Origin of the sequence: Synechococcus sp. WH 8101 (assembly GCF_004209775.1) — a bacterium.
Classification (GTDB): Bacteria; Cyanobacteriota; Cyanobacteriia; order PCC-6307; family Cyanobiaceae; genus Synechococcus_C.
In genome coordinates this window covers 2,170,036-2,183,726 of the sequence record NZ_CP035914.1, presented here as the reverse complement: position 1 = coordinate 2,183,726, position 13,691 = coordinate 2,170,036, and the positions used below count along the sequence as shown (strand labels likewise).

Sequence of the window (13,691 nt, the reverse complement as noted above, 5' to 3'; positions counted from 1 at the left end):
GAACGCAATCATTTCAAGCTAGAACCTGCCTCGTCTTGCCCGGTGGTGTCGCCCATGAAGCGGGCACCTTGCTGAGCTAAGGTCGTGGATTGTCGAGCCTTACTCCGCCTCTGTGGCCAATAACAAGTCGTCCAAGAAGCGCGTTCAGATCGCCGAGCGCAATCGCCTGCGCAACAAGTCGTACAAATCGGCGCTGCGCACCTTGATGAAGCGTTGCTTTACCGCCTGCTCCGACTACGACGCCACTGCTGGCGAAGAGGCGAAGGCCACGGTTCAGGCCAGCATGAATGCGGCCTTCAGCAAGATCGACAAAGCTGTGAAGTGCGGCGTTCTCCATCGCAACAACGGCGCTCACCAGAAGTCGCGCCTCAGCGCGGCGGTAAGGAAAGCGATCGAGCCCACCAGCGCAGGCTGACCGGGACCAGCCTGTTCCCTCAACGCCGCATCGTTGTCGTCACAATGGGTCGGAAGGCGCGTTTCCGGTCCTTGTGACGACTCCCACCCTGATTGACAGTCACTGTCACATCGTTTTTCGGAATTTTGATCAGGACCTCGAAGAGGTTGCTCAGCGTTGGCGGGACGCGGGCGTGGTGTCGCTGTTGCACGCCTGTGTCGAACCCGGTGAGATCCCTGCGATTCGCGCTCTTGCGGATCGGTTTCCCGAGCTCCGCTATTCGGTTGGTGTCCACCCGCTTGACACGGAACATTGGACCGATGGCACCGCAGCCCTGCTTCGCCGTGCTGCTCTGGAGGATGCTCGGGTGGTGGCCATCGGTGAGCTCGGGCTTGACCTGTATCGGGAGACAAACCTCGAGCAACAGCTCGCTGTTCTCAGGCCCCAGCTCGATCTAGCGGTGGAGCTGGATCGGCCGGTCATCATCCACTGCCGCGATGCCGCCGAGCCGATGCTGCGCGAACTGCGGGAACGCCGCGATCGTGCCGCTTGTCCCCGGGGGGTGATGCATTGCTGGGGCGGAACTCCCAAAGAGATGGAGGCCTTTCTCGAACTCGGTTTCGACATCAGCTTCAGTGGCACGGTCACCTTCCCCAAGGCAGAGGCCACCCATGCCTGTGCACGTCAGGTGCCGGACGATCGGTTTCTGGTGGAGACCGATTGCCCCTTCCTGGCGCCCGTGCCTCGGCGCGGCAAACGCAACGAGCCGGCCTTCGTTGCGTCAGTGGCGGCGCGGGTGGCCGAACTCCGCGGTCAGTCTCTCGAGGAGGTGGCCAGGATCAGCACCGCCAATGCCCGCCGTCTGTTCGGTCTTCCCTGACCTGGATGGCGGGGCTGCCGAAGTGTAGGATGATTTATTGGCCTGGCCAAAGCGCGTTTTCTGTGCTGAGGCTCCCGAGGCGTTTATTCCCTTCCGGTGCATTGACGACGTCAGCCGTTCGCCCCCGAGATCTCTGAGACCCCTGCGCGCGGCAGTGTCTTCCCCACCAGGAAGCCTGCCGCCGCTTTGATGTCTCGGCGAGTCCTGGATCGTCCGGCTGCCCGTTCAGGCCTTCTGTTCCCCTTCACTCACTGCAGGTCTCCGCATGAGCAGCAGCGCGATTCAGGTCGCCAAGACCGCCACCTACCTGCCCGATCTGGTGGAGGTGCAGCGGGCCAGCTTTAAGTGGTTCCTGGAAAAAGGTCTGATTGAGGAGCTGGAGAGTTTTTCTCCGATCACCGATTACACAGGCAAGCTCGAGCTTCATTTCGTCGGTAGCGAGTACCGGCTCAAGCGTCCCCGTCACGATGTGGAGGAGGCGAAGCGACGCGATGCAACGTTTGCGTCTCAAATGTATGTGACCTGCCGTCTGGTCAACAAGGAGACCGGGGAGATCAAGGAGCAGGAAGTGTTTATCGGCGAGCTGCCGCTGATGACCGAGCGGGGCACCTTCATCATCAATGGTGCTGAGCGCGTGATCGTGAACCAGATCGTGCGGAGCCCCGGTGTTTATTTCAAGGATGAGCAGGATAAAAATGGTCGTCGCACCTACAACGCCAGCGTGATCCCCAACCGGGGTGCTTGGCTCAAATTCGAGACCGATAAAAACGATTTGCTGCATGTGCGCGTCGATAAAACGCGCAAGATCAATGCCCATGTGCTGATGCGTGCCATGGGGTTGTCCGACAATGATGTTGTCGACAAGCTGCGCCATCCCGAGTACTACCGCAAGTCGATCGAAGCGGCGAATGATGAGGGCATCAGTTCGGAAGATCAGGCCCTACTAGAGCTTTACAAGAAATTGCGTCCGGGTGAGCCTCCATCGGTGAGTGGGGGACAACAGCTTCTCCAGACCCGCTTTTTTGACCCCAAGCGCTACGACCTTGGTCGGGTGGGTCGCTACAAAATCAATAAAAAGCTGCGCCTCACCATCCCAGACACGGTGCGCACCCTCACCCACGAGGATGTGCTCTCCACGCTGGATTATCTGATCAACCTCGAACTGGACGTGGGCGGTGCCAGCCTGGATGACATCGACCACCTGGGCAACCGCCGCGTGCGATCGGTGGGTGAATTGCTCCAGAACCAGGTGCGTGTCGGCCTGAATCGCCTGGAGCGGATCATCAAGGAGCGGATGACCGTGGGTGAAACCGATTCGCTCACTCCCGCCCAGCTCGTGAACCCCAAGCCCCTGGTGGCAGCGATCAAGGAGTTCTTTGGCTCCAGCCAGCTGAGCCAGTTCATGGACCAGACCAATCCTCTGGCCGAGCTCACCCACAAGCGCCGGATCTCGGCTCTTGGCCCAGGCGGTCTCACCCGCGAGCGCGCCGGTTTTGCGGTTCGGGATATCCATCCCTCCCACTACGGCCGCCTCTGCCCGATTGAAACGCCGGAAGGCCCCAATGCGGGATTGATTAATTCACTCGCCACCCACGCCCGAGTGAATGAGTACGGATTCATCGAAACTCCGTTCTGGAAAGTCGACAACGGTCGTGTACTCAAGCAGGGAGATCCCATTTATCTCTCTGCGGATCTGGAAGATGAGTGTCGGGTCGCTCCCGGTGACGTCGCCACGGACGCGGAGGGGCAGATCCTTGCCGATCTGATTCCCGTCCGTTACCGCCAGGACTTTGAAAAAGTGCCGCCGGAGCAGGTGGATTACGTGCAGCTGTCGCCTGTGCAGGTGATTTCTGTGGCGACATCCCTGATTCCTTTCCTTGAGCACGACGACGCCAACCGTGCCCTGATGGGGTCCAACATGCAGCGCCAGGCTGTGCCCCTGCTGCGTCCCGAGCGTCCACTGGTGGGCACCGGTCTGGAAACGCAGGTGGCACGCGACTCCGGCATGGTGCCGATCTCACGCGTCAATGGCACCGTCACCTTTGTGGATGCCACGGCCATCGTTGTGCGTGACGAGGAGGGTGTGGATCACACCCATTTCCTGCAGAAGTATCAGCGTTCCAACCAAGACACCTGCCTCAACCAGCGCCCGATTGTGCGCCAGGGCGACCCGGTGATCGTGGGTCAGGTGCTGGCCGATGGCTCCGCCTGTGAAGGTGGCGAAATCGCCCTGGGCCAAAACGTCCTGATCGCCTACATGCCTTGGGAGGGTTACAACTACGAGGACGCGATTCTGGTGAGTGAGCGTCTGGTCAACGAGGATCTCTACACCTCGGTGCATATCGAGAAGTATGAGATCGAGGCGCGGCAGACCAAGCTCGGACCTGAGGAGATCACTCGTGAGATCCCCAATGTTGCCGAGGAGAGCCTCGGCAACTTGGATGAGATGGGCATCATCCGAATCGGCGCTTTCGTTGAAAGCGGCGACATTCTGGTGGGCAAGGTGACGCCAAAAGGGGAGTCGGATCAGCCTCCGGAAGAGAAGTTGCTGCGCGCGATCTTCGGTGAAAAAGCCCGCGACGTCCGCGACAATTCTCTTCGTGTTCCCAGCACCGAACGGGGCCGCGTCGTCGACGTGCGCATCTACACCCGTGAGCAGGGCGATGAACTGCCGCCCGGCGCCAACATGGTGGTTCGGGTCTATGTGGCCCAGCGCCGCAAGATCCAGGTGGGCGACAAGATGGCTGGCCGCCACGGCAATAAGGGCATCATCAGCCGCATCCTTCCTCGGGAAGACATGCCCTATCTGCCCGATGGCACCCCGGTGGACATTGTTCTCAATCCCCTCGGTGTGCCGAGCCGCATGAATGTGGGGCAGGTGTTCGAGCTGTTGATGGGATGGGCCGCTTCCAACCTCGATTGCCGCGTCAAGGTGGTGCCCTTCGATGAGATGTATGGGGCTGAGAAGTCGCAGCAGACCGTGGAGGCCTTTTTGAAGGAGGCTGCGAGCCAGCCCGGCAAAGACTGGATCTACAACCCGGATGACCCCGGCAAACTGCTGCTCCGTGACGGCCGCACCGGTGAACCCTTTGACCAGCCTGTTGCGGTTGGTTACTCCCACTTCCTCAAGCTGGTGCACCTTGTGGATGACAAGATCCACGCCCGCTCGACCGGTCCCTACTCCCTGGTCACCCAGCAGCCCCTCGGCGGTAAGGCCCAACAGGGCGGTCAGCGACTGGGTGAGATGGAGGTGTGGGCGCTTGAGGCCTACGGCGCCGCCTACACCCTGCAGGAACTGCTTACGGTCAAATCCGATGACATGCAGGGCCGCAACGAGGCGCTCAACGCCATCGTCAAGGGCAAGCCGATTCCTCGCCCTGGGACTCCGGAATCCTTCAAGGTGCTGATGCGAGAGCTTCAGTCCCTAGGTCTTGATATCGCGGTCTTCACCGATGAAGGCAAGGAAGTGGATCTGATGCAAGACGTGAATCCCCGTCGCAGCACCCCCAGTCGTCCCACCTACGAATCACTCGGGGTTGCGGATTACGACGAAGACTGATGGATCCGATGTTCACACCGACAGACCGCTCCTTCTCCCTTAACCGCCCATGACCAACAGCAACCTCCGCACCGAGAACCACTTCGACTACGTCAAGATCACGCTCGCATCGCCCGATCGGGTGATGGAGTGGGGTCAGCGCACCTTGCCTAATGGACAGGTGGTGGGTGAGGTCACCAAGCCTGAAACCATCAACTACCGCACGCTGAAGCCCGAGATGGACGGGCTGTTTTGCGAAAAGATTTTCGGACCGTCCAAAGACTGGGAGTGCCACTGCGGTAAGTACAAGCGGGTGCGCCACCGCGGCATCGTTTGTGAGCGCTGCGGCGTGGAGGTGACCGAGAGCCGGGTGCGTCGTCACCGCATGGGCTTCATCAAACTGGCTGCTCCGGTGTCCCACGTTTGGTACCTGAAGGGGATCCCGAGCTATGTGGCAATCCTTCTCGACATGCCCCTGCGGGATGTGGAGCAGATTGTCTACTTCAACTGCTATGTGGTGCTCGATCCGGGCGATCACAAGGATCTCAAATACAAGCAGCTGCTCACGGAAGACGAGTGGCTGGAGATCGAAGATGAGATCTACGCCGAGGATTCTGAGATTGAGAACGAGCCCGTCGTGGGCATCGGCGCCGAGGCTCTCAAGCAGCTGCTCGAAGACCTGGAGCTTGAGTCAGTTGCTGAGCAGCTGCGCGAGGAGATTGCCGGTAGCAAGGGGCAGAAGCGTGCCAAGTTGATCAAACGCCTACGGGTGATCGACAACTTCATCGCCACCAATGCCCGCCCGGAATGGATGGTGCTGGATGTTATTCCGGTGATTCCGCCCGATTTGCGCCCGATGGTGCAGCTGGATGGCGGCCGTTTCGCCACTTCCGATCTCAACGACCTTTATCGTCGTGTGATCAACCGCAACAACCGCCTCGCGCGTCTGCAGGAGATTCTTGCTCCTGAGATCATCGTTCGCAACGAAAAGCGGATGTTGCAGGAAGCTGTTGATGCCCTGATCGATAACGGGCGTCGGGGGCGCACCGTTGTTGGTGCCAACAATCGCCCACTGAAATCTCTCAGCGACATCATTGAGGGCAAGCAGGGGCGCTTCCGTCAGAACCTTCTCGGCAAACGGGTCGACTACTCCGGTCGCTCTGTGATTGTGGTGGGTCCGAAGTTGAAGATGCATCAGTGCGGTCTTCCCAAGGAAATGGCCATCGAGCTGTTCCAGCCATTCGTGATTCATCGCCTGATCCGCCAGAACATCGTCAACAACATCAAAGCGGCGAAAAAGTTGATTCAGCGCGCCGATGATGAGGTGATGCAGGTGCTGCAAGAGGTGATTGATGGCCATCCAATCCTGCTCAACCGTGCACCGACGCTTCACCGTCTGGGGATTCAGGCCTTTGAACCCAAGTTGGTTGATGGGCGAGCCATTCAGCTCCACCCCCTCGTCTGCCCTGCGTTCAACGCCGACTTCGACGGTGACCAGATGGCCGTGCATGTTCCCTTGGCGATCGAGGCTCAGACCGAAGCGCGCATGCTCATGCTTGCCAGCAACAACATTCTCTCTCCGGCCACCGGTGACCCGATCATCACGCCGTCGCAGGACATGGTGCTTGGTGCCTACTACCTCACAGCGCTACAACCCGATCAGCAACCCGTTGCTTTCGGCGATCGCTCCCGCACCTTCGCTGGTCTTGAAGATGTGATCCATGCCTTTGAAGATAAGCGCATTGGTTTGCACGACTGGGTCTGGGTCCGCTTCAACGGTCAAGTGGAAGACGATGAAGAGCGTGATGAGCCCATCCAGAGTGAAACTCTTAGCGATGGCACCCGCTTTGAACAGTGGAGCTTCCGTCGCGATCGATTTGACGAAGACGGTGCCTTGATCAGTCGCTACATCCTTACAACCGTTGGTCGTGTGGTGATGAATCACACAATCATTGACGCGGTGGCGGCCACCTGAAGCCCTTCTTTCGCAACGCCTGTCTCCTCACCCCGATCTGATCGCGCTCATGTCCTCCACTCCCTCCAAGTCCCGCAAGTCCTCCAGCAAGGCCTCCAAAGCGAAAGCCGCAGCTGCCTCAATCAGCACGCCAGCGCTGGCGAAAACACCGCCGCCCTTCCGCAATCGGGTGGTGGATAAGAAGGGTTTGAAGCAGCTCGTGGCCTGGGCTTACAAAACCCATGGCACCGCTGCCACGGCCGCCATGGCCGACCAGCTGAAGGATCTGGGCTTCCGCTACGCCACGCAGGCTGCCGTTTCCATTTCGGTGGATGACCTCAAGGTCCCCGAAGCGAAGCAGGATCTGCTCGGTCAGGCGGAAGAACTAATCACGGCCACCGAGGAGTCGTACCGCCTCGGTGAGATCACGGAGGTGGAGCGTCACACCAAGGTGATTGACACCTGGACCGAGACCAATGAGCGTCTTGTGGATGCGGTCAAGAAGAACTTCAACCAGAACGATCCGCTCAATTCGGTCTGGATGATGGCCAACTCCGGCGCCCGCGGAAACATGTCGCAGGTGCGTCAGCTGGTGGGCATGCGCGGTCTGATGGCCAACCCGCAGGGGGAGATCATCGACCTGCCGATCCGCACCAATTTCCGTGAGGGACTCACGGTCACCGAGTACGTGATCTCGTCTTACGGAGCACGGAAAGGCCTGGTGGACACGGCTCTTCGCACCGCTGATTCCGGTTACCTGACCCGTCGACTGGTGGACGTCGCTCAGGATGTGATCGTCCGGGAAGACGACTGTGGCACCACCCGATCGATTCTTGTGAAAGCTGAAGACGGCCGCTTCGGGAGCCGTCTGGTGGGTCGTCTGACCGCCGCCCAGGTGGTGAGTGCGGATGGTGAAGTGCTCGCTGAGCGTGATGCTGAAATCGATCCGCCGCTTTCCAAGCGTTTTGAGGCAGCCGGTGTGGTGGCCGTGAGTGTGCGGTCGCCTCTCACCTGTGAGGCCAATCGTTCGGTCTGCCGGAAGTGTTACGGCTGGGCACTGGCCCACAACGAGCTGGTGGATCTCGGCGAAGCCGTTGGCATCATTGCCGCCCAATCCATCGGTGAGCCGGGAACCCAGCTCACGATGCGTACCTTCCACACCGGAGGTGTGTCCACCGCTGAAACTGGTGTGGTGCGCTCCACTCTCGAAGGCACGGTGGAGTTCGGTCCCAAGGCCCGAGTGCGCCCCTACCGCACACCCCACGGCGTCAATGCCCAGCAGGCTGAGGTGGATTTCACGCTCACGATCAAGCCCAGTGGCGGTAAGGGCAAAGCACAGAAAATTGAAGTCACCAACGGCTCGCTGCTGTTCGTTGATAACGGTCAGGACATTCGTGCCGATGTGACAGTCGCTCAGATCGCCGCCGGTGCGGTGAAGAAGAGCGTGGAGAAAGCCACCAAGGATGTGATCTGCGATCTCGCCGGTCAGGTGCGCTACGAGAAGGTGATTCAGCCGAAAGAGGTCACGGATCGTCAGGGCAACATCACGCGCAAGGCCCAGAGGCTGGGACGCCTTTGGGTGCTGGCTGGCGATGTGTACAACCTGCCTCCCAATGCCCGTCCGGTTGTGGAAGCTCGTGCCCAGGTGACCGAGGGGCAGGTGTTGGCTGAGGCAAGCCAGGCCAGTGAGTATGGCGGTGAAGTGCGTTTGCGTGACTCCCTCGGTGATTCACGCGAGGTGCAGATCGTCACCACGGCGATGACGCTCAAAGATTTCAAGCTGCTGGGCGAATCCACCCATGCCGGCGAAATCTGGCACCTGGAGGCCAAAGACGGCACTCGTTATCGCCTAAACACGATCCCCGGCAGCAAGATCGGCCATGGTGAGGTCGTCGCTGAGTTGGCAGACGATCGGTTCCGCACGCAGACAGGTGGTCTGGTGCGCTTTGCGCCTGGCTTAGCCATCAAAAAAGCGCGTTCCGCCAAAAACGGCTACGAGGTGAACAAGGGGGGCACCCTGCTCTGGATCCCTCAGGAAACCCACGAGATCAACAAGGACATCTCCCTGTTGATGATCGAAGACGGGCAGTGGATCGAAGCCGGCACCGAGGTGGTGAAGGACATCTTTAGTCAGACCGCCGGCATTGTGACGGTGACGCAGAAGAATGACATTCTGCGCGAGATCATTGTGCGCAGTGGCAGTTTCCACCTCTGCTCTGACAAGAAAGCGCTCGAGCGTTTTGAGGGTGAGGGTGTGATGGTGAATCCCGGTGAGGCCATCGCCAAGGGCATCAGCAGTGATGCCATGGTCTTTGTTCAGACCGTGGAAACCCCAGAAGGGATGGGTCTGCTGCTGCGGCCCGTTGAGGAATACACCATTCCCAATGAAGCGCAGTTGCCCGAGTTGTCGCATGTGAAGCAACCCAAGGGGCCCCATCTGGGGGTGAAAGCTTCTCAGCGTCTGGCGTTCAAAGACGGAGAACTCGTGAAGTCGGTGGAGGGTGTGGAGCTGCTGCGAACCCAGCTGATGCTCGAAACCTTTGACACCACGCCGCAGATGACGGTGGATGTGGAAGCGGTTCCTGACAAGCGGGCCAAGACGATTGAGCGCCTCCACCTGGTGATTCTGGAAAGCATTCTGGTGCGGCGCGACACCATCTCCGACTCCAGCCATGGCTCGACGCATACCGAGCTGCAGGTTGAAGATGGTCAGTCGATCAAAGCCAGCGATGTGGTGGCCACCACCCAGATTCTTTGCAAACAGCAGGGTGTGGTGCAGATGCCCGAGGAGCTGGATGGTGAGCCCGTGCGCCGTCTGATTGTGGAGCGGGAGGAGGACACGGTGACCCTCAGCACCACCGGCACGCCCACTGTCAGTGTGGGGCAGCGCATCGTCGACGGCGACGAGATCAGCGCCGGTCAAGCCGCTGGCTGCTGCGGTGAAGTTGAGGCGGTTGAGGGGCAGTCCGTGACCCTGCGCCTGGGGCGTCCCTACATGATTTCGCCCGATTCGGTGTTGCACGTTCGTGACGGTGATCTTGTGCAACGCGGCGATGGACTCGCCCTGCTGGTGTTTGAACGTCAGAAGACCGGTGACATCGTGCAGGGTCTGCCCCGGATTGAGGAATTGCTGGAGGCGCGGCGTCCGCGCGAATCAGCGATTCTCTGCAAGAAGCCCGGCACGGTGGAGATCAAGCAGGGAGAAGACGATGAATCCACCACCGTCACGGTGATCGAAGCCGATGATGCTGTGGCTGAATATCCGATTCTTCTCGGTCGCAATGTGATGGTGAGCGACGGCCAGCAGGTCACGGCCGGTGAGTTGCTCACTGATGGTCCGATCAATCCCCACGAATTGCTCGAGTGCTTCTTTGAGGATTTGCGCAGTCGTAAGCCTCTGATGGATGCAGCCCAGGAGGCGATTGCCAATCTTCAGCACCGTCTGGTGACCGAAGTGCAAAACGTCTACAAGTCTCAGGGTGTGTCGATTGACGACAAACACATTGAAGTGATTGTGCGTCAGATGACCAGCAAGGTGCGTGTCGAAGATGCCGGTGACACCACTCTGCTGCCGGGTGAGCTGATTGAACTGCGCCAGGTGGAAGACACCAATCAGGCGATGGCGATCACCGGCGGCGCTCCGGCCGAGTTCACCCCGGTGCTGCTCGGTATCACCAAGGCCTCCCTCAACACCGACAGTTTCATCTCTGCGGCCTCCTTCCAGGAGACCACCCGCGTGCTCACTGAAGCAGCCATCGAGGGCAAGAGCGACTGGCTGCGCGGTCTCAAGGAGAACGTGATCATCGGCCGCCTGATTCCTGCCGGCACTGGCTTCAGTGGCTTTGAGGAGGAGTTGCGTGCCGAGGCCGGCCCCCATCCCGACATCCTCGCGGAAGATCCGGCCGGCTATCGCCGGATGCAAAACCTGCGTCCCGACTACACCGTGGAGATGCCGGCCGCATCCACCACCAATGCCTCTGCGGTGCTGGATGATCCCAGCGATGAGGATCTGGAGGCGACCCGAAGCCGCCACGGCATCGATGCCTCCAGTAACTTCGCTGCCTTCGCTCGCCCTGTCGGCGATGAGGAGTTGGCTGAGGAACAGGTGGTGGATGCGGAAGCGGTGGAAGGTCTGCAGGAAGAGGGGCTGCTCAGTGATGAGTGAGCCGCTCTCCTGCGGAGCTCACAACCGAGCTCTTGCCCCGTCCAGACTGGTGGTTGCGTCGCTGACCAGCCATGCTTGAGCCTTCACGAAGTCCAACGCGGCGTCTGCCCCGTTACGGCTTTCATGGTCATACCGAGAAACTGAACGGCCGCCTCGCCATGCTCGGGTTCATCGCCCTTGTGGCTGTGGAGTTCAAGCTCGGGCATGGATTGCTGATCTGGTGAGTGCTTCGCCGCGGCCTGACACCTTGCTCGGACGCAGTGCCGAGGACCTCGAGCAGTGGGCCGTTGCCCAGGGGCAGCCGGCTTTTCGTGGTCGGCAGTTGCATGACTGGCTCTACACCAAGGGGGCTGAAGACCTTGCTGCGATCACCGTGCTGCCCAAGGCCTGGCGTCTCGCCCTCGAGGCGCAGGGGGTCAGGATCGGTCGCCTGAGGGAGCAACAGCGGCGTGTGGCGGCCGATGCCACCACCAAACTGCTGTTGCAGACCGATGACGGTGAATCGATCGAGACAGTCGGCATTCCTACCGACCAACGACTCACGGTCTGTGTCTCCAGCCAGGTTGGCTGTCCGATGGCCTGTCGTTTCTGCGCCACCGGTCAGGGTGGGTTGCAGCGCTCTCTGGCGACCCACGAAATCGTCGACCAGGTGCTCAGTGTTCGTGCGGTCATGGATCGCCGCCCTTCCCACGTGGTGTTCATGGGGATGGGCGAGCCCCTGCTCAATATCGACGCGGTGTTGGGGGCGATCCGTTGTCTGCATGACGATCTCGGCATCGGGCAGCGCCGCATCACCGTGAGCACGGTGGGGGTGCCCCGCACCCTGCCCCAGCTCGCTGAATTGGCGATGGCTCGCCTCGGCCGAGCCCAGTTCACGCTGGCGGTCAGCTTGCATGCCCCCAATCAGGCTCTGCGGGAGGAGCTCATCCCCACCGCCCACGCTTACCCCTATGACGAGCTGCTGCAGGATTGTCGCCATTACCTGGAGCTGACCGGGCGACGAGTCAGTTTCGAGTACATCCTCCTCGGTGGTCTCAATGACGCTCCTGCCCATGCCGAGGAGCTGGCCGACCGGGTGGGTGGTTTTCAGAGCCACGTCAATCTGATCGCCTACAACCCGATTGAGGAGGGTGACTTTCAACGCCCATCATCAGAGCGCATCAATGGGTTTCGGCGGGTTCTGGAGCGCCGAGGCGTCGCCGTCAGCCTCCGGGCCAGTCGTGGGCTCGACCAGGACGCCGCCTGCGGTCAACTCCGCCGTCGCTCGCTCTGAGCGAGGTTCAGGTGTCATCCCGATTGGGATCGAAGGCTCCCCGCGGCAGCTGCTCTCGCCAGGGCGCCACGACCGTGAGCAGTAGCAGCGAGGGCACCGCGGCTGCGACCGTGAGGCCGAAAAAGCTGCTCCAGCCCACCTGAGAGGCGATCAGACCTCCCGGAGTGGAGAGAACGGAGCGACTGAGGGCATAGATCCCTGAGAGCAGGGCGTACTGGGCTGCTGAAAAGCGCGGGTTGCACAGACTCATCAGCAGAGCCAGGAAGGCGCTCACCACCATGCCGCTGCAGAAGTTCTCCACACTCACGGTGACCAACAGACCCTTGAAGCCTCCTCCGAAACGGGCCAGAGCCCAGTAGGCCAGATTGCTGAAGGCACCGATCACGCCATACACCCAGAGTGCCCGGTTGAGGCCAAGCCGGGAGAACCAGGCACCGCCCACCGCCGTGCCGGCCATGGCGGCACCGATCCCCCAGCCCCCCTGAACGGCCCCGATGGTTTCGGGAGCGAAGCCGCTCTGGATCAGAAAAGGCACCGCCATCAGCCCCAGCAGTCCATCGGGCCAGCGATAGAGCATCACCAGCACCAGGATCTGGAGGGCCCGTCGTGGTCCGGTGCGGCCGAGAAATTCACGGGCTGGCCCGAGCACGGCTTCGCGCAGGTTGGGCACGGGATGGTGAATCGCTTGCAACCGAGGCGCCAGCACGGTGATCGGTGCGATCACCAGCATCAGAAGGCCGGCGGTGGCGAAGGCGGCCTGCCAGCCGAAACGGCCGGCGATCAGGAACCCACCGGCGCCGATAAACAACATCGCACCGCGATATCCAAGCGTCGCCGCCGCCGCTCCTCCTCCCCGTTCCGCCTGAGGCAACAGATCGGTTCGATAGGCATCCAGCACCACATCCTGGGAGGCGCTGAGGATGGCGACCCCCAGGGCCGTGAGTCCGATCGTCAGCACGACCGCCTGCGAGGCGCTTGGCTGCAGACGGGTGAAACTGAGGAGACCGATCCCCAGGAGCACCTGAAGCAGGGCCATCCAGCCCCGCCGCCGGTCGGGCCAGGGAATCGCCCAGCGATCCATCAACGGGGCCCAGAACAGCTTCAGGGTGTAGGGCAGCTCCGTCAGCCCCAGCAGGCCCACCATGGCGACGGGGACACCGCTGGCAGTCAGCCACCCCTGCAACAGGGTGCTGATCGACATCAGGGGCAGCCCACTGGCGAAGCCTTCCACCCCGACGGCCAGGATGCGACGCCAGGCACCCGCCTGAAGTGCCTCGGAAGGGGGCCGTTCGCCAGTGCTGACGCTCATGCTGCTGCTCGCTGTCCGCGCAGAATGGTCGAAAACATTGCCGCCGTGTCCTTTTTTCGCACCACCCTGTTGCCCGTGCTGATCGTGGCCCTGTTTGCTGTGGCCCTTTTCGCCGTGAGCGCTCGCATCTGGCTCCCCGGCGACATGCTGGCTCCGGCCCCGATCGGCTGAGATTACG

9 protein-coding genes are annotated in these 13,691 nt (G+C 61.0%); 8 read left to right on the top strand and 1 reads right to left on the bottom strand.

Annotation, left to right across the window (positions count from 1 at the left end; translation table 11 throughout):
- Positions 1–112 precede the first annotated feature (112 nt).
- The 7 genes from rpsT to rlmN all read left to right on the top strand — a co-directional run bounded on the left by rpsT (position 113) and on the right by rlmN (position 12,204).
- Positions 113–415 carry a 30S ribosomal protein S20 gene (gene rpsT / locus SynWH8101_RS11675; protein ID WP_130129903.1) on the top strand — a complete coding sequence of 101 codons (303 nt, stop codon included), beginning with the start codon at positions 113–115 and terminating at the stop codon, positions 413–415.
- A 73-nt stretch (positions 416–488) separates the two neighbouring features.
- Positions 489–1,274 (top strand): TatD family hydrolase, encoded by a 786-nt coding sequence (locus SynWH8101_RS11670; RefSeq protein ID WP_130129902.1) that lies wholly within the window; start codon positions 489–491, stop codon positions 1,272–1,274.
- A 265-nt stretch (positions 1,275–1,539) separates the two neighbouring features.
- Complete coding sequence (gene rpoB, locus SynWH8101_RS11665) at positions 1,540–4,833, top strand: DNA-directed RNA polymerase subunit beta (RefSeq protein ID WP_130129901.1); 3,294 nt, start codon at positions 1,540–1,542, stop codon at positions 4,831–4,833.
- A 49-nt stretch (positions 4,834–4,882) separates the two neighbouring features.
- The gene (locus tag SynWH8101_RS11660; RefSeq protein ID WP_130129900.1) at positions 4,883–6,787 is read left to right on the top strand and encodes a DNA-directed RNA polymerase subunit gamma; all 1,905 of its coding nucleotides are present in this window, start codon (positions 4,883–4,885) and stop codon (positions 6,785–6,787) included.
- A gap of 49 nt (positions 6,788–6,836) precedes the next feature.
- Positions 6,837–10,931: a DNA-directed RNA polymerase subunit beta' gene (locus SynWH8101_RS11655; RefSeq protein ID WP_130129899.1), complete on the top strand. Its 4,095-nt coding sequence runs from the start codon at positions 6,837–6,839 to the stop codon at positions 10,929–10,931.
- A 71-nt stretch (positions 10,932–11,002) separates the two neighbouring features.
- Positions 11,003–11,155, top strand: a complete 153-nt coding sequence (locus tag SynWH8101_RS11650; RefSeq protein WP_130129898.1) for a high light inducible protein — start codon at positions 11,003–11,005, stop codon at positions 11,153–11,155.
- Positions 11,152–12,204 (top strand): 23S rRNA (adenine(2503)-C(2))-methyltransferase RlmN, encoded by a 1,053-nt coding sequence (rlmN, locus tag SynWH8101_RS11645; RefSeq protein WP_130129897.1) that lies wholly within the window; start codon positions 11,152–11,154, stop codon positions 12,202–12,204. Before SynWH8101_RS11650 ends, rlmN begins: the two co-directional genes overlap by 4 nt.
- A gap of 7 nt (positions 12,205–12,211) precedes the next feature.
- Here rlmN and SynWH8101_RS11640 read toward each other — a convergent pair whose 3' ends face one another.
- Positions 12,212–13,513, bottom strand: a complete 1,302-nt coding sequence (locus tag SynWH8101_RS11640) for an MFS transporter (RefSeq protein WP_130129896.1) — start codon at positions 13,511–13,513, stop codon at positions 12,212–12,214.
- 24 nt (positions 13,514–13,537) lie between these two features.
- Between SynWH8101_RS11640 and SynWH8101_RS14200 the strand changes: the two genes are divergently transcribed.
- The gene (locus SynWH8101_RS14200) at positions 13,538–13,684 is read left to right on the top strand and encodes a hypothetical protein (protein WP_165380883.1); all 147 of its coding nucleotides are present in this window, start codon (positions 13,538–13,540) and stop codon (positions 13,682–13,684) included.
- Positions 13,685–13,691 lie beyond the last annotated feature (7 nt).

What these genes read in the sequence shown, in the direction of transcription:
- rpoB (WP_130129901.1), top strand. Translation starts at nt 1,540, where the DNA reads ATGAGCAGCAGCGCGATTCAGGTCGCCAAGACCGCCACCTACCTGCCC.
- SynWH8101_RS11660 (WP_130129900.1), top strand. Translation starts at nt 4,883, where the DNA reads ATGACCAACAGCAACCTCCGCACCGAGAACCACTTCGACTACGTCAAG.
- SynWH8101_RS11655 (WP_130129899.1), top strand. Translation starts at nt 6,837, where the DNA reads ATGTCCTCCACTCCCTCCAAGTCCCGCAAGTCCTCCAGCAAGGCCTCC.
- SynWH8101_RS11650 (WP_130129898.1), top strand. Translation starts at nt 11,003, where the DNA reads ATGCTTGAGCCTTCACGAAGTCCAACGCGGCGTCTGCCCCGTTACGGC.
- SynWH8101_RS11640 (WP_130129896.1), bottom strand. Translation starts at nt 13,513, where the DNA reads ATGAGCGTCAGCACTGGCGAACGGCCCCCTTCCGAGGCACTTCAGGCG.
- SynWH8101_RS14200 (WP_165380883.1), top strand. Translation starts at nt 13,538, where the DNA reads ATGGTCGAAAACATTGCCGCCGTGTCCTTTTTTCGCACCACCCTGTTG.